20 protein-coding genes are annotated in these 18,420 nt (G+C 71.5%); 14 read left to right on the top strand and 6 right to left on the bottom strand.

Annotated elements, in window-relative coordinates:
• Positions 1-118: 118 nt before the first annotated feature.
• The 3 genes from bufA2 to AC07VX_RS04175 all read left to right on the top strand — a co-directional run bounded on the left by bufA2 (position 119) and on the right by AC07VX_RS04175 (position 2,044).
• Complete coding sequence (gene bufA2, locus AC07VX_RS04185; protein WP_056200244.1) at positions 119-373, top strand: BufA2 family periplasmic bufferin-type metallophore; 255 nt, start codon at positions 119-121, stop codon at positions 371-373.
• A gap of 67 nt (positions 374-440) precedes the next feature.
• Positions 441-1,262 (top strand): MNIO family bufferin maturase, encoded by an 822-nt coding sequence (gene bufB, locus AC07VX_RS04180; protein ID WP_493162958.1) that lies wholly within the window; start codon positions 441-443, stop codon positions 1,260-1,262.
• The gene (locus tag AC07VX_RS04175; protein ID WP_493162959.1) at positions 1,259-2,044 is read left to right on the top strand and encodes an HvfC/BufC family peptide modification chaperone; all 786 of its coding nucleotides are present in this window, start codon (positions 1,259-1,261) and stop codon (positions 2,042-2,044) included. Before bufB ends, AC07VX_RS04175 begins: the two co-directional genes overlap by 4 nt.
• On the opposite strand, the gene AC07VX_RS04170 is transcribed toward AC07VX_RS04175, so the two are convergent.
• The gene (locus AC07VX_RS04170) at positions 2,026-2,898 is read right to left on the bottom strand and encodes a hypothetical protein (protein ID WP_493162960.1); all 873 of its coding nucleotides are present in this window, start codon (positions 2,896-2,898) and stop codon (positions 2,026-2,028) included. The genes AC07VX_RS04175 and AC07VX_RS04170 overlap by 19 nt on opposite strands.
• A 99-nt stretch (positions 2,899-2,997) precedes the next feature.
• On the opposite strand from AC07VX_RS04170, the gene AC07VX_RS04165 reads away from it, so the two are divergent.
• From AC07VX_RS04165 to AC07VX_RS04155, 3 genes are read left to right on the top strand one after another with little or no spacing between them, the layout of a single operon-like run.
• Positions 2,998-3,537 (top strand): peroxiredoxin, encoded by a 540-nt coding sequence (locus AC07VX_RS04165; RefSeq protein ID WP_493163829.1) that lies wholly within the window; start codon positions 2,998-3,000, stop codon positions 3,535-3,537.
• On the top strand, positions 3,534-4,925 hold the full coding sequence (locus AC07VX_RS04160; RefSeq protein WP_493162961.1) for an amidase: 1,392 nt from the start codon (positions 3,534-3,536) through the stop codon (positions 4,923-4,925). Before AC07VX_RS04165 ends, AC07VX_RS04160 begins: the two co-directional genes overlap by 4 nt.
• On the top strand, positions 4,922-5,221 hold the full coding sequence (locus tag AC07VX_RS04155; RefSeq protein ID WP_493162962.1) for a putative quinol monooxygenase: 300 nt from the start codon (positions 4,922-4,924) through the stop codon (positions 5,219-5,221). The genes AC07VX_RS04160 and AC07VX_RS04155 overlap by 4 nt, the downstream gene beginning before the upstream one ends.
• On the opposite strand, the gene AC07VX_RS04150 is transcribed toward AC07VX_RS04155, so the two are convergent.
• Positions 5,208-6,680 (bottom strand): hypothetical protein, encoded by a 1,473-nt coding sequence (locus AC07VX_RS04150; RefSeq protein ID WP_493162963.1) that lies wholly within the window; start codon positions 6,678-6,680, stop codon positions 5,208-5,210. The two genes, AC07VX_RS04155 and AC07VX_RS04150, sit on opposite strands and share 14 nt — an antisense overlap.
• Positions 6,677-7,156, bottom strand: coding sequence for a hypothetical protein (locus AC07VX_RS04145; RefSeq protein ID WP_493162964.1), 480 nt, complete (start codon positions 7,154-7,156; stop codon positions 6,677-6,679). Before AC07VX_RS04145 ends, AC07VX_RS04150 begins: the two co-directional genes overlap by 4 nt.
• Positions 7,157-7,198: 42 nt before the next feature.
• Here AC07VX_RS04145 and AC07VX_RS04140 point away from each other — a divergent pair, with 42 nt between their 5' ends.
• Together AC07VX_RS04140 and AC07VX_RS04135 are read left to right on the top strand one after the other, a co-directional pair.
• The gene (locus tag AC07VX_RS04140; protein ID WP_493162965.1) at positions 7,199-7,819 is read left to right on the top strand and encodes a glutathione S-transferase family protein; all 621 of its coding nucleotides are present in this window, start codon (positions 7,199-7,201) and stop codon (positions 7,817-7,819) included.
• Between the two features lie 152 nt (positions 7,820-7,971).
• The gene (locus AC07VX_RS04135) at positions 7,972-8,370 is read left to right on the top strand and encodes a nuclear transport factor 2 family protein (protein ID WP_493162966.1); all 399 of its coding nucleotides are present in this window, start codon (positions 7,972-7,974) and stop codon (positions 8,368-8,370) included.
• Here the strand turns inward: AC07VX_RS04135 and AC07VX_RS04130 are convergent.
• A complete protein-coding gene (locus AC07VX_RS04130; RefSeq protein WP_493162967.1) occupies positions 8,364-8,990 on the bottom strand; it encodes a glutathione S-transferase family protein in 627 nt (208 codons plus the stop codon). The genes AC07VX_RS04135 and AC07VX_RS04130 overlap by 7 nt on opposite strands.
• Positions 8,991-9,109: 119 nt before the next feature.
• On the opposite strand from AC07VX_RS04130, the gene AC07VX_RS04125 reads away from it, so the two are divergent.
• Positions 9,110-9,745: a DUF6515 family protein gene (locus AC07VX_RS04125; protein ID WP_493162968.1), complete on the top strand. Its 636-nt coding sequence runs from the start codon at positions 9,110-9,112 to the stop codon at positions 9,743-9,745.
• A 1-nt stretch (position 9,746) separates the two neighbouring features.
• On the opposite strand, the gene AC07VX_RS04120 is transcribed toward AC07VX_RS04125, so the two are convergent.
• The gene (locus AC07VX_RS04120) at positions 9,747-10,727 is read right to left on the bottom strand and encodes an XdhC family protein (protein ID WP_493162970.1); all 981 of its coding nucleotides are present in this window, start codon (positions 10,725-10,727) and stop codon (positions 9,747-9,749) included.
• 99 nt (positions 10,728-10,826) lie between these two features.
• Here AC07VX_RS04120 and AC07VX_RS04115 point away from each other — a divergent pair, with 99 nt between their 5' ends.
• From AC07VX_RS04115 to AC07VX_RS04105, 3 genes are read left to right on the top strand one after another with little or no spacing between them, the layout of a single operon-like run.
• Positions 10,827-11,297: a (2Fe-2S)-binding protein gene (locus tag AC07VX_RS04115; protein WP_493162971.1), complete on the top strand. Its 471-nt coding sequence runs from the start codon at positions 10,827-10,829 to the stop codon at positions 11,295-11,297.
• Between the two features lie 2 nt (positions 11,298-11,299).
• A complete protein-coding gene (locus tag AC07VX_RS04110) occupies positions 11,300-13,657 on the top strand; it encodes a xanthine dehydrogenase family protein molybdopterin-binding subunit (RefSeq protein ID WP_493162972.1) in 2,358 nt (785 codons plus the stop codon).
• A gap of 10 nt (positions 13,658-13,667) precedes the next feature.
• Positions 13,668-14,438 (top strand): FAD binding domain-containing protein, encoded by a 771-nt coding sequence (locus AC07VX_RS04105; protein ID WP_493162973.1) that lies wholly within the window; start codon positions 13,668-13,670, stop codon positions 14,436-14,438.
• Here the strand turns inward: AC07VX_RS04105 and AC07VX_RS04100 are convergent.
• On the bottom strand, positions 14,435-15,103 hold the full coding sequence (locus AC07VX_RS04100) for an alpha/beta hydrolase family protein (RefSeq protein WP_493162974.1): 669 nt from the start codon (positions 15,101-15,103) through the stop codon (positions 14,435-14,437). The genes AC07VX_RS04105 and AC07VX_RS04100 overlap by 4 nt on opposite strands.
• Positions 15,104-15,166: 63 nt before the next feature.
• Between AC07VX_RS04100 and AC07VX_RS04095 the strand changes: the two genes are divergently transcribed.
• Both AC07VX_RS04095 and AC07VX_RS04090 read left to right on the top strand, forming a co-directional pair.
• Positions 15,167-15,631: a (2Fe-2S)-binding protein gene (locus tag AC07VX_RS04095; RefSeq protein WP_493162976.1), complete on the top strand. Its 465-nt coding sequence runs from the start codon at positions 15,167-15,169 to the stop codon at positions 15,629-15,631.
• Entirely contained in the window at positions 15,628-17,958 is a 2,331-nt protein-coding gene (locus AC07VX_RS04090) for a xanthine dehydrogenase family protein molybdopterin-binding subunit (RefSeq protein ID WP_493162977.1), read from the top strand. The genes AC07VX_RS04095 and AC07VX_RS04090 overlap by 4 nt, the downstream gene beginning before the upstream one ends.
• Positions 17,959-18,420 lie beyond the last annotated feature (462 nt).

Genomic DNA, 18,420 nt, shown 5'->3' with positions numbered 1-18,420 from the left:
GTAAGGACTTGAAGGGTCATTCCGACGCAAGCTGGCAAGTCGATGTCGGGGCCTCTCCGGAATCGACCTGTGGTGAACCCCGATCTCATCCACTTCCTCTTTCTTCTGGAGACTCCACATGAACGCATCCCTCAAGACCGGCCTGGGCATCGCTGCCGCTGCCGCTGCCCTGTTCGCCACCGCCGTGCCGACGACCGCCATGGCCGCCGATGGCATGGTCAAGTGTTCCGGCGTGAACGGCTGCAAGGGCACTTCCGAATGCAAGACCGCCAAGAGCGACTGCAAGGGCCACAACGGTTGCAAGGGCCAGGGCTGGGTCAGCAAGAAGTCGGCTGACGAGTGCACCAAGGCTGGTGGCAAGGTTGAAAAGTAATCGGCTCAGCTAGCCAAATCGACGCCGCGCCAGGCTGATGCCTGGGCGGCGTTTTCCTTCTCTCCCCATGACCCACATCCAAGGCTTCGGCCTCGGCCTGCGCGTGGAGCATTACGCCGACTTCGAGGCCGGCGTCGATGTCGCCCTGCGGCCCGACTGGCTGGAGATCATTTCCGAGAACTACATGGTGCCCGGCGGTCCGCCGATGGTGCACCTGGAGCGCATCCGGGCCGACTACCCGCTGGTCATGCACGGCGTGTCGCTGTCCGTCGCCGGGCCGGCGCCGCTGGACCTGGCCTATCTGCGCGAACTGAAGGACCTGGCAGACCGCCTGCAGCCCGGCTGGGTGTCCGACCACCTGTGCTGGAGCGCCGACGCCCACAGCCAGCTGCACGACCTGCTCCCCGTGCCGCTGACGCGCGCCGCGCTCGACCACGTCGGCGGGCGCATCGCCCAGGTGCAGGACGTCCTCGGCCGGCCCCTTGTGCTGGAAAACGTGTCCAGCTACGTGCGCTTTGCCGCCGACGAGATGACGGAGTGGGACTTCATCGCCCAATTGCTCAAGAGCACCGGCGCCCAGCTGCTGCTGGACGTCAACAACGTCTATGTCTCGGGCCGCAACCATGGCTTCGACCCGCTGGACTACCTGGCCGGCATCCCCGTCGAGCCGGTGCGCCAGATCCACCTTGCCGGCCACGAGGACCGCGGCGACATCGTCATCGACACCCACGACCACCCGGTGCGCGACGAGGTCTGGGCGCTGTACCAGCACGCCGTCAGGCGCTTCGGCCCGGTGCCGACCATGATCGAGCGCGACGACCATATCCCGCCGCTGGACAGCCTGCTGGCCGAGCTGACTGTGGCGCGCCGCCTCGCGGAGGCCGCATGACCACGGCCGCATTGCAACAGCGCCTGGCCGCCGCCATCCGCGACGGCGCCGATGCAACCGGCCTGCTGGCCGGCGACTTCGCCCTCGGCCTGGAGGCCTACCGCCACGCCTACCGCGCCCGCCTCGTCGCCGCGCTGACCGACAACTTCACCGTGCTGGCCCGCGCGCTGGGCGATGAGGCCTTCGACGCGCTGGGCCGCGCCTACGTCGATGCGCGTCCCAGCCGGCATCCGTCTATCCGCTGGTTCGGCCACGCGCTGGCCGACTTCATGGCCACGGCCGGGGACGACCTCGTGCCCCACGCCAGCCTCGTCGATTTCGCCCGCATGGACTGGGCGCTGCGCGGCGCCTTCGACGCCGCCGAGGCGCCGCTGCTCGACGCCGCGACGCTGGCCGCGCTCAGCCCCGACGACTGGGCCGGCCTCGTGCTGGCATTGCAGCCTGGCGTGCAACGCGTGACGCTGGCCCACGCCATCGAGCCCGCCTGGCGCGTGCTGCGCGAGTGGGAACCCGAGGCCGGCGCCGACCAGCCCGAGCTGCCGGAGCCCGTGCCGCACGAGCACACGCTGCTGGCCTGGCGCCAGGACCTGGAAACGCGCTGGCGCTCGCTGGAGCCGCTGGAGGCCGCGCTGCTGGCGGCGGTGGCTGAAGGCGCGCCCTTCGCGCGGCTGTGCGAGCACGCCGCCGAGCAGCTGGGCGACCCGCAAGCCGCTGCGCCGGCCGTCATCGGCCTTCTGCAGCGCTGGCTGGCCGACGGCCTGCTTCAGAGCCGCGCGTCGTAGCTCAGCGGGTGGCTGGCGCGACGCTCGCCAGTGAAGCTGCCATGCGCGTTCATCGTGGGCGCGATGCTGCCGCGAGCGGACTGCACCCAGGTCACGGTCAGCTCGCAGCGGCTGACGGCGGCGGTCTTGGCGTCGTTGTTGTTGGCGCTGCGGCTGGTGGTGTTCAGCGCCTCGTCAACTGCCGCCGGCTCCAGCCGGTAGCCGCCCGCCACGCTGCCCTCGGCCCGCGCGCCCAGCGCGGTGCCCTTGAGCGCGAAGCTGCTGCCATCCGAGCGGTTGCAGCTGCCTCTGGCCACCGCGGCGGCGTCGCCCACGCCGGCCAGGCTCAGCCGCACGGGCAGGGCCGCGCCGTTGCGCGTCAGCAAGGGGGCGCCCGTGGGCTGCAGCACCGTGAACGGCGCCGGCAGCGTGACCTGGCTGACGTGGCGCATGCCGCCCCGCGTGAAGGCCAGCTGCACCACCGGCCGCGTGCTGGTGGTGGCCAGCGTGGCCGTGTAGTCCTGGCGCTTGCCGTCGGGGTTGCTCATCGTCACCTCGGGGCCGCCGTCCACGCTGACCGACAGGCGCTCGCCGGGAGCCATCAGCACCGTGGTCAGCACATTGGCCGACTTGCCGAGGAAGCCGTCCACCACGACCCGGTCGTCGCCTGCCGTCTGGGTCGCCGTGAAGCGGGGGCTGATCTCGTCCACGTTCAGCGTGGACGATTCCGTGCAGTTGCGCAGCCCGCAGATCAGTCCGTCCCCGATGGCGTCCAGTGCGTCTCCCACGCCGCTGGCGATGCCGCCGCAGCCGGTCACGGCGAGGGCGGCGAGGATCACGGGCGCCGCGACGCGGCAGCAGGTGACAAAAGACATGACATTCCTCTCGGTTTCATGGGCAGCAGATACTAGGCGCGACCCGGCCGCTGCCGTCGGACCGATTTCCGTGACTGTTCACCTTTTGGAGTCGTTATGTTGTCGCGCCCCGTTCGTCTTCTCGCCGCACTGCCCCTGCTGCTGACCCTGGCCTTGCCGGCCCATGCTGCCCTCGGCGTCGGCGCAGCGGCACCCGACTTCACCGCCGACGCCGCCGTCGGCGGCCAGCCCTTCAAGTTCAAGCTCGCCGAGGCCCTCAAGCAGGGGCCCGTGGTGCTGTACTTCTATCCCAAGGCCTTCACCAGCGGCTGCACGGTCGAGGCCCACCAGTTCGCCGAGGCGACGGACAAGTTCAAGGCGCTGAACACGACCGTCATCGGCATGTCCAACGACGACATCGACACGCTGAAGAAGTTCAGCGTCGAGGCCTGCCGCAGCAAGTTCGCCGTGGCGGCCGATGCCCAGGGCAAGGTCATCAAGTCCTACGACGCCGGCCTGAAGCTGGTGCCCGGCAGCATGGCCGACCGCGTCTCCTACCTGATCGCCCCCGACGGCAAGGTCGCCGCCGTGCATGCCAGCATGAACCCCGACGGCCACATCGACGCGATGCTCAAGGCCGCCGAGAAGCTGAAGAAGTGATCGCCGGCCTGTCGGTCGCCGAGCTGCTGGCGGCCTATCGCGCGGGCGAGCTGTCGCCCGTCGACGTGATGCGGGACGTGCTGGCCCAGGCCGGGCGGCGCGAGCCCGAACTGCACGCGCTGTGTGCCGTCGATGCCGATGCAGCCTTGGCCGCCGCACGGTCCAGCGAGGCCCGCTGGCGCGCCGGCACGCCGCTCGCACTGGACGGCGTGCCCGTCACGCTGAAGGAAAACATCGCCGTGCCCGGTGCCGCCTACCGCCTGGGCACCGCCGCCACGGCCGACGACGCGACGGCCGACTTCGAGGCCCCGCCCGCCGCACGGCTGCGCGAGGCCGGCGCCATCGCCTGGGCGCGCACCACCATGCCCGACTACGGCATGCTGAGCTCGGGCCTGTCCAGCCTCTATGCCGAACCGGCGCGCAACCCCTGGGATGTGCGCATGACGCCCGGCGGGTCGAGCGCCGGCGCGGCCGCCGCGGGCGCGGCGGGCTATGGCCCGCTGCACCTGGGCACCGACATCGGCGGCTCCATCCGCCTGCCGGCCGGCTGGTGCGGCCTCGTGGGGCTCAAGCCCAGCCATGGCCGCGTGCCCATCAAGCCGGGCTATGCCGGCCGCGTGGCCGGGCCGCTGACGCGCACGGTGGCGGACGCCGCGCTGATGCTGGCCGTGCTCGCGCAGCCGGACGACCGCGACCCGACGCAGCTGCCGCCGCAGCCCGTTGCGCCGCGACCGCTGGAACTGCGCGGCCTGCGCCTCGGCCTGCTGCTGGATGCGGGCTGGGGCGAGGCCGTGCAGCCCGAGGTGGCCGCAGCGATCACCGCCGCCGCGCTCGCCTTCGAGCAGGCCGGCGCCATCGTCGAGCCCATGCCGGCGTTCACGACGCGCGAGATGGCCGACGGCATCGACCGCTTCTGGCGCATGCGCTCCTGGCTGGACATCTCGGCCCTGGCTCCCGAGCGGCGCGCCAGGGTGCTGCCCTACATCCTCGACTGGGTGGCGCCCGCGGCCGGCTACGACGGCGGCACGGTTTTTCGCGGCTACAGCCAGATGCAGGCCCTGCGCGAGGCGGCCAACGCGGCCTGCGGGGCGTTCGACTTCGTGCTGTCGCCGGTCAGCCCCATGCCGGCCTACCCGGCGCATCGGGCCAGCCCGCTGCACGATCCGGCCCGGCCCTTCGAGCACATCGCCTTCACGCTGCCCTGCAACATGAGCGAGCAGCCGGCGCTGTCCATCAATGCGGGCTACACCGCGGGCGGTTTGCCGATCGGCCTGCAGATCACCGGCCGGCGCTTCGACGACGCCGGCGTGCTGGCCCTCGGTGCCGCCTGGGAGCGGCTGCGGCCTGCCCAACGCCCCTGGCCCTTCCGAGGGAGCCCGTCACCATGATCCTGGTCCTTGGCCATGTCACCGCCCGCCCCGAGCACTTCGACGAGGTGCTGCGCCTGAGCCGGCAGCATGTCGAGCGCTCGCGCGCCGAGCCCGGCTGCCTGGCGCACGCGGTGCACCGCGACGCGGAGAACCCGCTGCGCCTCGTCTTCGTCGAGAAGTGGCGCGACATGTCCGCCCTGCAGGCTCACTTCCGTGTGCCGGCCTCGCGCGAGTTCGGAAAGGCGCTGGCAGCGATGGCCTCGGAGCCGCCGGGGCTGGAGCTCTACGACGCGGCGTCCGTCAAGCCCGCTTGACGAAGCCCAGCAGCGCCGCCATCGGCAGCACCGAGCGCGGCAGATAGGGCAGGCGCCACAGGCCGCCGTGGTTGGCGGTATGCACCAGCAGCTTGAGCGGGTGGGCGAAGTCGCGCGGCGCGGTGCGCAACTGGTGCACCCACATCGCGGCCATCAGCGCATTCGTCGTTGCCGGCGCGAAGACCTCGACGCCGAAGGCCCTGGCGCCGCGAAAGCCCGCGGCCAGCAGCGGGTTGGAGACGACCGAGGCCGTCGTGGTGCTGGGCGCCACGTTGAAGGCGACTCGATGCCCGTCGGCACGGGCCACCAGGGCCCGCCATTGCTGCAGCCGCTTGGCCAGCGCGTAGTTGGGCCCCTGCTCGACGACCAGGGCGTCCACCAGACCCCAGTGGCCGAAGTCGCCCGCGTCGATCAGGCGCTCGATGTGCGGCGCGAAGCCCCGCCCGCCGCTGGAGAGGCGCGCGCCGAACTGGGCCAGCTTCTTGACGACGCCCCGCTCGGCATAGCGGCGCATCACGTCGTTCGCCAGCGCCTCGGGCACGGCGAAGACGTCTGTGGGCGTGGCCATGTAGGCGAGCTGGGTGCGTGCGTCGGCGGCGCACAGCGTCGCGCTGATGGCGTCCATGGCAAGGGATACGCGCACATGGCGCTCGCCGTCGAGATAGGCCAGATTGGCGATGGACAGGGGCTGGCCGAGGCCGGCCAGCCAGACCGCGATCTCGGGCGTGTCGGCCAGCAGGTCGGCGCCGGCGTGGGCCGCGTCCAGCGGCTGGCCCGGCGCGACGGGTGCCGTCAGCGTGGCGTTGCCGGCTGCAACGGTGGTGGCGATGCGTTTCCAGGTGGCGGTGCGTGCGAGGTCGATGCCGACGAGGTTGGCCCGCCACCGGGCCAGCCAGGCCAGCGGCCCGGCCTCGCTGCCGGCGCCCAGCAGCACGAGGTGCTGGTCGGACAGGTCGAACCACTCGGGGTGGGCCAGGCAGTCGCGCAGCGCCTGGGCATGGGCGGCCTCGCAGACGCCGGCCTGCTCCCAGCGGTCGATCTGCCGCGCCAGCGCATCGCCGGCCAGCTCGCGCCCCTGGTGGGGCACGCTCCAGCGGGCCGGCGCCGCGTCGCCGCTGCCGCGCAACTGCAGGGTCTGAAAGCGGTGCTGCGGCGTGCCCATCGCTTGCGCCAGGGCCACGGGCCGGCCGGCACGCACGAAGGGCAGTTCGGCCCAGGCAGCAGCCAGGCCGGCGCGGGCCGACGCGACGACGCCGGTGGGCTGCGCCGCCTGCGCCTGCACCAGCGCGCGCCAGTGGCGGGGGTAGGCATGGCGCCAGTCGCGCTCGGCGGCGACGGCAGCGGCCGCGGCGGCATCCGGCCCGCGCAGTGCAGCGGCCACGATGCGCTGGCCGGGCGCTCCCGAGGCACGCCTGCCCTTGGCATCGAGCGGCCACTGCAGGCCGGTGACGTCGCTCATGGATAGGGGGGCGGTGGCTGGGTCGGCAGGCCGGCCGCGGCCAGGTCAGCGTTGACCAGGGCCCAGGCGGCGTCGAAGTTGTCGGCGCGCCGCACCGGCCGGCTGGCGCGCCAGATGTCCATCAGCGCGGGCAGCCGCTCGATGCCCGGAATGCCGGGGCGCACGAGGAAGACGGTGGAGATGGCCACGACGCCGCGCGAGGCAAAGGCGTCGATGCTGGCGCGCAGCGCGCTCAGCGCGTCGCTGTCCATCTGCAGGCTACCGCGGATCTCCAGCAGGTCACCGAAGCGGCGGTCGGCAGGCAGGCGCTTGCCCGCAAGCGCGATGGCGCGCTGGGTGGCCGTCATCAGCTCGGCGTCGAACGGGCCTTCGGCCGTCGACATCATGACGCGGCCGTAGACGCCCACGCTGACCCGGCCGAAGCTGGGCCTGGGGCCGGCGCGATTCGAGGGGGGCAGGGCGGACCGGGTGCTCATGATGTGCGACGATTTTGCACGCTCAACGGAGGAGTCAGGACGATGTTGACCTTGTACGGCACCAAGGGATCGGGTTCGGCGGCCATCGAGGCGGCGCTGGCCCGCGCCGGCCTGGCCTACACCGGCGTGGACGCCGCCTCCTGGAACCTGGGCTCCGGCCGCGACGCGCTGCTGCGCGTGAACCCGCTGGGCCAGATCCCGACGCTGGTGCTGGCCGACGGCACGGTGCTGACGGAGAGCGCGGCCATCCTGATCCACCTCGGCCTGACGACGGTGCCCGGCCTGCTGCTGCCCGCCGATGCCGGCGCCCGGGCGCGCGTGCTGCGCGGCCTGGTCTACATCGCGGCCAACTGCTATGCGGCCATCAGCGTCATCGACTACCCCGAGCGCTGGTGCGAGCCCTGCGACGACGACATGAAGGCCCGCATCCGCGCCGGCACACGGGCACGGCTGCACGAGCACTGGCGGCTGTTCGCCGACCAGTTCGAGATCGGCTTCGACGCCGGTTCCCCCGGTGCGCTGGAGCTGCTGGCCACGGTCGTTTCCAAATGGTCGGGCTCGCGGCCCATGCTGCAGGCCGAGCGGCCCAGCTTCCACGCGCAGCTGCTGCGCGTGGAGCAGCACCCGCAGGTCGCCGCCGTCTTCCAGCGCCACTGGCCTTGAAATGACGCCCCTCGCCCGCGCGCACGCGGTCGGTCCCCCGCGTTGGCGGCGATGCTCGAGGCATCGAGCCGCAAGCACATCGCCAGAGCGGGCCGGCTTGGGAGCGGCCCGGCGCTCGCCCGCCTGTTTCAAAGACCCCATGGACATCTGACATGACCCACCCCATCGATGCCTGGCACGCCCTCGCCCAGGCCCGTAACCCGCGCGCGCTGGCGGCGCTGCTGGCGGACGAGGTTGTCTTTCACTCGCCTGTCGTGCACACGCCGCAGCGCGGCCGGCTGCTGGCCACGCAATACCTCGGCGCGGCGCTGATGATCCTCGGCAACGACAGCTTCCGCTACGTGCGCGAGATCCGCGGCGAGCGGGATGCGCTGCTGGAGTTCGAACTGGCGCTGGACGGCGTGCAGGTCAACGGCGTGGACCTGATCCGCTGGAACGGCGCCGGGCAGATCACCGACTTCAAGGTCATGGTCCGGCCCCTGAAGGCCATCCAGGCCGTGCAGCTGAAGATGGCCGAGCTGCTGGCGAAGCAGCAGCAGTCTTCTCAATAGACCGGGTCGGGCAGCTTTTCCTTGGCCACCACGCGCTGCGTGGCCGGTCGGTCGAACACGCGCTTCAGGTAGGCGCCCAGGGCCGGCCGCGTCTTGGCCGGGTTGGCCTGCATGCGCGTCCAGCGGCACAGCATGAAAGCCAGTGGGTCCACGGCCGTGTACTGCCCGCCCAGGAACCAGTCGCCGCCGTGGCGGGCCAGTTCGGCGTCCATCTGGTCCAGCATGGGCGCGATCTGGGCCTCGGCGCGGGCCTTGACCTCGGCGGCGTCCGTCGCCATGCGGTCGGGGTAGAAGTAGTGGATCAGCATGGCCTGCAGCGTGTTGGTCAGCCAGACCATCCACTTGTAGTACTGGGCCCGCTCCGGCGTGCCGGGTGCCGGGCAGAAGCCGGGGTGGCGGTCGGCGAGGTGCATCAGGATGGCCGCCGTCTCGTAGAGCACGAGATCCCCGTCGAGCAGAACCGGGATGACGCCGTTGGGGTTGAGCTTCAGATAGGCCGGCGACTTGTGCTCGTTGTTGGCACGGTCCACCTGGCGCAGCTTGTAGGAAATGCCCATCTCTTCCAGCAGGATGTGGGGCGCGAAGCTGGCGTTGCTGGGGTAGTAGAGCAGTTCGATCATGGCGGGACAGCGTGGCGACAGGTGGAGCGGCGAACTTTACGCGGCCGCAATGCCGCAGCAGTCCACCCGCGTGACGCTGGCGGCGTTGGCCATCCACCCCTGACTTCGGGTTGAAGACGATGAACAAGACCTGGCTCCATTCCACCGCCGCAGCCGCGCTTGCGCTGTGCGCTGCCTTCGCTGCTCCGGCCGCCCATGCCGACGTGCGCGTGCGCGCCAACATCGGCATGGTGTTCGACAACCGCTACCACCACGACCACTACTACCCCGCACCCGGCTATGTGGCGCCGTACGTGCCGCATGGCGCCGTCGTCGTTGGCGCCGGCCCCGGCCGCTACTGGTTCCATGGTGGCGTCTGGTACCAGCCTTATGGGCCGCGCTACCGCGTCGTGCTGCCGCCGGTGGGCCTGGTCATCCCGCTGCTGCCGCCGGCCTATGTGACGCTGACGCTGGGCGGCCTGCCTTACTACTATGCGGGCGGCGTGTACTACCGTGCCGTGCCCGAGGGCTACGCCGTGGTGACCCCACCGCCGGAACCCGCGCCGGCCCAGGTCGTGCCTGCTCCGCCGCCGCCGGCGCCCCGGGCCGAGCCCATCGTCTACCCGCGCAACGGCCAGTCGCCCGAGCAACTGGAGAACGACCGCCGCGAGTGCAACCGCTGGGCCACGACGCAGCCGAACGCCCAGGCCGACGCCAGCGTGTTCAACCGCGCGGTGGAAGCCTGCATGGACGGGCGCGGCTACACCATGAGGTGATTCAGACGGCGCAGCCGGCCTCGGGCCTGGCGCCGGCCGCCCGGTAGCGCACCGCCGTCATCTCCGCCAGGATGCTGAGTGCGATCTCCGGTGGCGTGCGGGCGCCGATGTCCAGGCCGACGGGGCCATGCAGGCGGTCGAGCTGCTCGGCCGTCAGCCCGAAATGCTCGGCCAGCCGGGCACGGCGCTTGGCCTGGTTGACGCGCGAGCCGATGGCGCCGACGTAGAAGGCCGCGCTGCCCAGGGCCTCCATCAGCGCGAGGTCGTCCAGCTTGGGGTCATGCGTCAGCGCGACGATGGCCGTCGCGCCGTCGGGCCGGAAGGCGGTGACGACGTCGTCCGGCATGTCGCGCGTGAGCATGACGCCGGGGATGGCGAAGCCGTCGGCATATTCCTCGCGCGGGTCGCACACCGTCACGCCATAGCCTAGGGCCAGGGCCATCTGGGCCAGGTAGTCGGTCATCTGGCCGGCGCCGATGACCAGCAGCCGCCATTGCGGGCCGTGGTGGCTGACGAGGTGGGTGTCGGTCAGGGCCAGCGTGTCGGCGCCGGGTTCGGCGTCGGCCAGGGCGACGGCGCCGCTGGCCAGGTCCAGCGTGCGGCGCACCCGCTCGCCGCGCGTGAGCCGCGCCAGCAGCTCGTCCACGCCCGACTGCGGCCCCAGCGGCTCCAGCATCAGCTCCAGCGTGCCGCCGCAGGGCAGGCCGAAGCGGCGCGCCTCCTCGGCGCCGACGCCATAGCGCAGCGGCGTTGGCTTGGCCAGCTTCAGGCTGCCGGCGCGCAGCTGGGCGACGAGGTCGTCCTCGATGCAACCGCCCGACACCGAGCCGGCGATCAGCCCGTCATCCCGCACCGCCACCAGCGAGCCGACCGGCCGGGGCGCCGAGCCCCAGGTGCGCGTGATGGTGCCGAGCACGACGCCGCGCGCCTCGGCCCGCCAGCCGGCGGCCGTGCGCAACACGCTGAGATCGAGGTTGTCCATGGACGTTCATCCCCAACTTGAATTTCCACTAGGGTAATCGTCAATCACAAGCCCTTGAAGCCGCCGGAGCATCGTCCCTACAACCCCAGGAGACAAGCGATGAAGATCCAGCTCACGGTCAACGGCCGTGTGGTCAGCCGCGACGTGACTCCCGAGAAACTGCTGGTGCAGTTGCTGCGCGAGGATCTGGCCCTGACCGGCACCCACGTCGGCTGCGACACCGCCCAGTGCGGCGCCTGTACGGTCCACCTGAACGGCCATGCCGTCAAGGCCTGCAACATGCTGGCCGTGCAGGCCGACGGCGCCGCCATCACCACCATCGAAGGCCTGGCCGCCACCGACGGCACCCTGCACCCCATGCAGGCCGCCTTCAAGGAATGCCACGGCCTGCAATGCGGCTTCTGCACGCCGGGCATGGTCATGAGCGCCATCGACCTGGTGCAGCACCACGACTGTTCCAGCGAGACGGCCATCCGCGAGGGGCTGGAGGGCAATCTGTGCCGCTGCACCGGCTACCAGAACATCGTGCGGGCCGTGCAGGCCGGCGCCCAGGCGATGAAGGGGGCCTGACCATGAACTCACCCAAGGAAGGTTTCATCGGCCAGAGCGTCAAGCGCCGCGAGGACGCGCGCTTCCTGACCGGCCGTGGCCAGTACACCGACGACATCGTGCTGCCGCGCCAGACCTTTGGCGTCTTCGTGCGCAGCAGTTACGCCCACGCCCGTCTGACCCGCGTGGACACCGCCGCGGCCGCCGCCGCGCCCGGCGTGCTGGGTGTCTACTCCGGCGAACATTTCAAGGACGTCGGCGGCCTGCCCTGCGGCTGGCTCATCACCAGCACCGACGGCCAGCCGATGAAGGAGCCCAAGCATCCCATCCTGGCGCACGGCAAGGTGCGCTACGTGGGCGACGCGCTGGCCCTGGTCGTGGCCGAAACCCTGGCCGAGGCCAAGGCCGCGGCGGCGCTCGTGGAGGTGGACTATGACGAGCTGCCCGCCGTGGCCGATACCGCCACCGCGGCCGGCCACGCCGGCAGCGTGCACGACGAGGCGCCCGACAACCGCTGCTACATCTGGGGCTGCGGCGACAAGGCCGCGACGGATGCCGCGATGGCAGGCGCCGCCCATGTCACGAAGCTGAGCTTCCGCAACAACCGGCTCATCCCCAACGCCATCGAGCCGCGCGCGGCCAACGCGAGCTACGACCCCAGCGGCGACAGCTACACCCTCTACGTCGCCAACCAGAACCCGCACGTCGAGCGCCTGCTGATGTGCGCCTTCGTGCTCGGCATCCCCGAGCACAAGCTGCGTGTCGTGGCGCCGGACGTGGGCGGCGGCTTCGGCTCCAAGATCTTTCTCTACGCGGAGGAGACCGCGCTGGTGTGGGCGAGCAAGCAGCTGGGCCGGCCGATCAAGTGGACGGCCGAGCGCAGCGAGAGCTTCCTGAGCGACGCCCATGGCCGCGACCATGTGACGACGGCCGAGCTGGCCAGCGACAAGGACGGCCGCTTCCTCGCGATGCGCGTGCACACGACGGCCAATCTGGGCGCCTACCTGTCCACCTTCGCGTCCTGCGTGCCCACCATCCTGTACGCGACGCTGCTGGCCGGCCAGTACGCCACGCCGAAGATCTATGCCGAGGTCACCGGCGTGTTCACCAACACCGCGCCGGTGGACGCCTACCGTGGCGCGGGCCGTCCGGAGGCAACCTATGTCGTCGAGCGCCTCGTGGAGACGGTCGCGCACGAGCTGGGCATCGACCCGGCCGAGCTGCGCCGGCGCAACTTCATCAAGGAGTTCCCGTACGCGACGCCGGTGGGCCTGACCTACGACATCGGCGACTACGACGCGACGCTGACCCAGGTGCAGCAGCTGGCCGACGTGGCCGGCTATGCGGCGCGCAAGGCGGTCAGTGCCTCCAAGGGCCTGAAGCGCGGCATCGGCTACTCGACCTACATCGAGGCCTGCGGCCTGGCGCCGTCCAACGTCGCCGGGGCGCTCGGCGCTCGCGCCGGCCTGTTCGAGGCCGGCGAGGTGCGCGTGCACCCGACCGGCAAGGTCACCGTGTTCACCGGCAGCCACTCCCACGGCCAGGGCCACGAGACGACCTTCGCCCAGGTCGTGGCCGACCGCCTCGGCATCCCGCTGGAGGACGTCGACATCCAGCACGGCGACACCGGCAAGGTGCTGTTCGGCATGGGCACCTATGGCAGCCGGTCCCTCGCCGTGGGCGGCACGGCCATCCTGAAGGCGGTCGACAAGGTCATCGCCAAGGGCCGCAAGATCGCCGCCCACCTGCTGGAGGCGGGCGAGGGCGACATCGAGTTCAGCAACGGCGAGTACCGCATCGCCGGCACCGACCGTGCCGTGCCCTTCGCCCAGGTGTCGCTGACCGCCTATGTGCCGCACAACTACCCGCTGGACAAGCTGGAGCCCGGCCTCAACGAGAACGCCTTCTACGACCCGAGCAACTTCACCTACCCGGCCGGCAGCTATGTCTGCGAGGTGGAGGTGGACCCGGCCACCGGCGTCGTGCGCATCGACCGCTTCAGTGCCGTGGACGACTTCGGCAACATTGTCAACCCGATGATCGTCGAGGGCCAGGTGCATGGCGGGCTGGCCCAGGGCATCGGCCAGGCGCTGCTGGAGCACGGCGTCTACGACGCCGATTCGGGCCAGCTGCTGTCAGGCAGCTACATGGACTACGCGATGCCGCGCGCCGACGACCTGCCCAGCTTCCGGGTGCAGACGGCCAAGGGCACGCCCTGCACGCACAACCCGCTGGGTGTTAAGGGCTGCGGCGAGGCAGGCGCCATCGGCTCGCCGGCGGCCGTCATCAACGCCATCTGCGACGCCATCGGCGTCAAGGATCTGCCCATGCCGGCCACGCCATGCACGGTCTGGACGGCGCTGCAACCGGCCAAGGCCTGAGGAGATGACGATGAACTATCAAGCCGCATCCTCCGTCGCCACGGCCCGCCTGGGCGCCGACGACAAGTTCCTGGCCGGTGGGCAGAGCCTGCTCGGCGCCATCAAGCTTGGCCTGGCCGCGCCCGAGGGCTTGCTGGACGTGCGCCGCCTGCCCGAGCTGCAGGGCATCAGCGTGGGTGGTGGCGCCGTGCGCATCGGCGCAGCCACCACGCACGCCGCCGTGGCCGCCTCGGCCGACGTGCTGAAGGCCCTCCCCGCGCTAGCCGACCTGGCCGGCCGCATCGGCGACCGCCAGGTGCGCAACGTCGGCACGCTGGGCGGCAGCCTGGCCAACAACGATCCGGCCGCCTGCTACCCGGCCGCCGCGCTGGGCCTGGGCGCCACCATCCACACTAGCAGCCGTCAGATCGCGGCCGACGACTTCTTCCAGGGCCTGTTCACGACGGCGCTGCAGGAGGGCGAGCTGATCACCGCGGTCAGCTTTCCCATTCCGAAGGCGGCCGCCTGGCAGAAGTTCAAGCAGCCGGCCTCGCGCTTCTCGCTCGTGGGCGTGTTCGCCGCGCGCTTCGACGCCGGCGTTCGCGTGGCGGTGACCGGCGCCGGGGCGGGCGTGTTCCGCTGCACGGTCCTGGAGCAGGCCTTGGGCCGCGACTGGAGCCCGGCCGCGGCACGCGCCGTCAAGGTCGGCGCTGACGGGCTGAACAGCGATCTGCACGGCACGGCCGAGTACCGCGCGGCGCTGATCCCGGAGCTGGCGGCCCGCGCCGTCGCCTCGGCCTAGCTGACCGGCCGCTCGTTCTCCTGCGCCGCAATGAGCGCCTCGCGCCACAGCCGCGCGGGGATGAAATTGCGCAGCTGCTCCATGGCCTTCTCGATCAGGGCCGGGTGCAGGCCGTGGTCGAGGTGGGGCAGCAGGTCGGCGGTCACGTCGGCACCGAGGTCGACGAGGGCCTGCGCTGCGTCGACGACGTGGCGATAGGAGAAGCGCTGGTCGGCCAGGCCGTGCAGCAGGTGCACGCAGACATCCTGCGGCGCCGCTTCCGGCCGGGCCAGATAGCCGCCGGCAAAGGCCAGCACGCGGCCCACCAGGGCCGGCTCGGCCTGCACGGCTTCCAGCGCCAGCATCGCGCCGTCGCCCACGCCGGCCAGCGCCACACGCTGCCAGGGCAGGTCCAGCCGGCGGGCCTCGAAGCGCAGGCGCTCGATGAGATGGGGCAGGGCGGCGTTGAGGCCGTCAGGGTCGGGCTCGGCGCCCGGCCACCAGCGGCAGCGGCCTTCGGCATCGCGCAGCGGCGGATGCAGGTGCAGCGTCAGGGCCTTGGGGTATTGGGCGGTCAGCGCCGCGGCCAGCGGCGCCAGCGTGTCGGGCCCGTCGGGGGCGAGGCCGCTGTCGGGCAGGAGCGCGAACAGCAGGTCGGGTGCTGTTGCAACTTGGGGGAGGCTCATGCGCGTATTTTCGGCCTTGGCGGCTATCCTGGGGCGCTGTTTCTCCCACCGGGGCCCGACGCGATGGAACTGAAAGTCAACGGCCAGGCCGTCGTGCTGCCGGACGTCGCCAGCGATCCGGCCATGCCGCTGCTGTGGGCGCTGCGGGACGGGCTGAACCTCACCGGTACCAAGTTCGGCTGCGGCATCGCGGCCTGCGGTGCCTGCACGGTGCACATCGACGGCCAGGCCGCGCGCTCCTGCGTGACGCCGCTCGGCGCCTGCCAGGGCAAGGCCGTCACCACCATCGAGGGCCTGGGCAGCGGGGATCACCCGCACGCCCTGCAGCTCGCCTGGCTGGCCGAGCAGGTGCCGCAGTGCGGCTACTGCCAGAGCGGCATGCTGATGGCCGCCGCGGCCTTGCTGGCGAGGAACAGGAACCCGAGCGACGCCGACATCGATGCGGCAATGACCAATCTCTGCCGCTGCGGTACCTACCCGCGCGTGCGGGCCGCCATCAGGCAGGCCGCCAAGGGGCTCGGGAAGTGAGGCGGCGCACGCTGCTGCTGACCGGCCTGGGGGCGGCCGGGGCCCTCATCGTGGGCTGGGGCTTCATGCCGCCGCGCTCGCGCCTGGGGCGTGCGCACACGCTGGCACCGGTGGACGGCGAGGTGGGGCTGAACGGCTGGATCAAGATCGCCGCCGACGGCACGGTGCTGCTGGCCATGAACCGCAGCGAGATGGGCCAGGGCGTGCACACGGCGCTGGCCCAGCTGGTGGCCGAGGAGCTGGACGTTCCGCTGCGCAGCGTGCGCCTGACCGCGGCCGGCCATGACGCCATCTACGGCAACATCGCCGCGTCGCTGGGCAACATGCCCTTCGGTCCGCGCGACCATCAGCGCGGCGGGTTCAGGCTGCTGTCCTGGGTGACGGCCAAGGTGGCGCGCGAGCTGGGCCTGAACCTGACCGGCGGCTCGTCCACCACGGCCGATGCCTGGGACACGCTGCGGCTGGCGGCCGCGACGGCACGCGCCCAGCTGCTCGGCGCTGCGGCGCTCAAGCACAAGCTGCCGGTGGCCGAGCTGACGGTCAAGGCCGGCGTCGTCCACCATGCCAGCGGCGCGCTGAGCCATTACGGCGAGCTGGCCGCCCAGGCTGCGCTGACGCCGCCGGGCGAGGTCAGGCTGAAGGACCCCCGGCAGTGGACGCAGATCGGCCAGGCCCTGCCGCGCATCGACCTCGCGGCCAAGGTGGACGGCAGCGCCCGCTATGGCCTGGACGTGCGCGAGCCGGGCCAGGTCTTCGCCGCCATCCGCCACTGCCCCATGCTGGGCGGCGGCCTCGGGCCGGCCAACGTCGACGCGGTGCGGGCCCGGCCTGGCGTGCTGCGCGTGGTTGCCCTGGGCCCCATCGCCGGCTCGACTGCTGCCTACGCCGTAGTCGCGCGCACGACCTGGCATGCCCTCGATGCCGCCCGGGCGCTGGACGTGGCCTGGCAGCCGCCACCGGGCGGCCGGCTCGACTCGGGGGCCATCCTCGCGGCGCTGGAGGGCGAGGCGCGGCGCGCCCACGCGGCCGGCGAGGGCTTCGCCTTTCTGGCGCAGGGCGATGTTCGCACCGCGCTGACACAGGCCGCGACGCAGCTGGAGGCCGTCTACAGCGCGCCCTACCTGGCGCACGCGACGATGGAGCCGATGAACTGCACGGCCCAGGTGGCCGACGGCCGGGTCACCGTCTGGGCGCCGACCCAGGTGCCGGGCTTTGCGCGCGACGTGGCCGCCCGCGTGGCCGGCGTGCCGGCCGAGCAGGTGACGGTGCATGTGACCTATCTCGGTGGCGGCTTCGGACGCCGCCTGGACGTGGACTTCGTCGGCCAGGCCGTGCGTGTGGCGCTGGAGACAGGCGGGCTGCCGGTGCAGCTGGTCTGGTCGCGCGAGGAGGACATGACGCACGACTTCTACCGCCCCGCCGAGGTGGCCGTGCTGCAGGCTGGGCTGGATGCGGCGGGCCGGCCGGTGGCGCTGTCCGTCACGAACGCGGCCGATGCTCTGCTGCCGCGCTGGGCCGAGCGCGTCATGCCCGGCCTGGCGCCGACGCTGGATCTGCTCAACCGCAACGCCTTCCCCGACGGCCGCGCTCCCGCCGCCCTCTTCAGGCGCGGCGATGCGCCGGACAAGACGGCATCCGAGGGGCTGTTCGACCTGGCCTATGCCATCCCGCATGCGCGCGTCGCCCACCAGCCCGCGCACAGCGGTGTTCCGGTCGGCATGTGGCGGGCTGTGGGGCATTCCCACCATGCCTTCTTCATGGAGGGCTTCGTCGATGAGCTGGCCCACGCGGCCAAGGCCGACCCGGTGGCCTTCCGCCTCTCATTGCTGGAAGGGTTGCCGCGCCACCAGGCCGTGCTCGGGCGTGCCGCCGAGATGGCTGGCTGGGGGCAGCCGCTGCCGGCCGGTGTCGCGCGCGGCGTGGCCGTGCACGAGAGCTTCGGCAGCGTCGTAGCCGAGGTGGTGGAGGTGGCGAAAGAGGGCGGCCGGCCGCGCGTGCGGCGCGTCGTCTGCGCCATCGACTGCGGCACGGTGGTCAATCCCGGCATCGTCGTGCGCCAGGTCGAGAGCGGCATCGTCTTCGGGCTGACGGCCGCCTTGTGGGGCCGCATCGACATCGTCGACGGCGAGGTGCGCCAGAAGAGCTTCCCCGACCATCCGCTGCTGACGCTGGCCCAGTGCCCCGTCATCGAGACCTATTTCGTGCCCGGCGAGGGCCCGCCCACGGGTGTCGGCGAGCCCGCCACGCCGCCGGTCGCGCCGGCGCTGGCCAACGCCTGGTTCGCGCTGACGGGTCAGAGGAAGCGCAATCTGCCGCTGATACCGTGAGATGGCCTGACGGCCGATACCTCTTCGTGCAGTTTTGCGGCATGAATCGGCGGCGATTGCCTGTCGCGCTGCGCAGTTATTTACGGCCGGCAATGAATCTTCCTGGTCAGTAATAAATCGTGCCGCCGAGAAACTCGGGCCCGGGCTGCCGACACCCGTGTTGAAAGTAATGAAGGGGTTTTCATCACGGTTTCACGCATGGCGCCTCGGCCCGCGCGGTGTTTGACCCCCGCACCTGCGATCGCTCGCCGTGCGGGTCCGAGAGTGTTGCTTGTAAACAACGCAAGGTTCATGAAGGGTCAATTTGAAATACGTGATGACCCTAGGTGCTGACGAAGCGCACGGGTCATCCGAGGGCCCATCCCTAACATGAACTTTCGAGCCTGATGGCCGCGCCGCCCCATCCGGGTAGCGGAGGGCTCGAAAACACCCTTGATGGACCATTTATGCCCTCGAATTCCT

This window comes from Roseateles sp. GW821-FHT03B02 (assembly GCF_059421025.1).
Note: the sequence above shows the minus strand (reverse complement) of the source record. Positions and strands in the feature narration are given on the sequence as shown.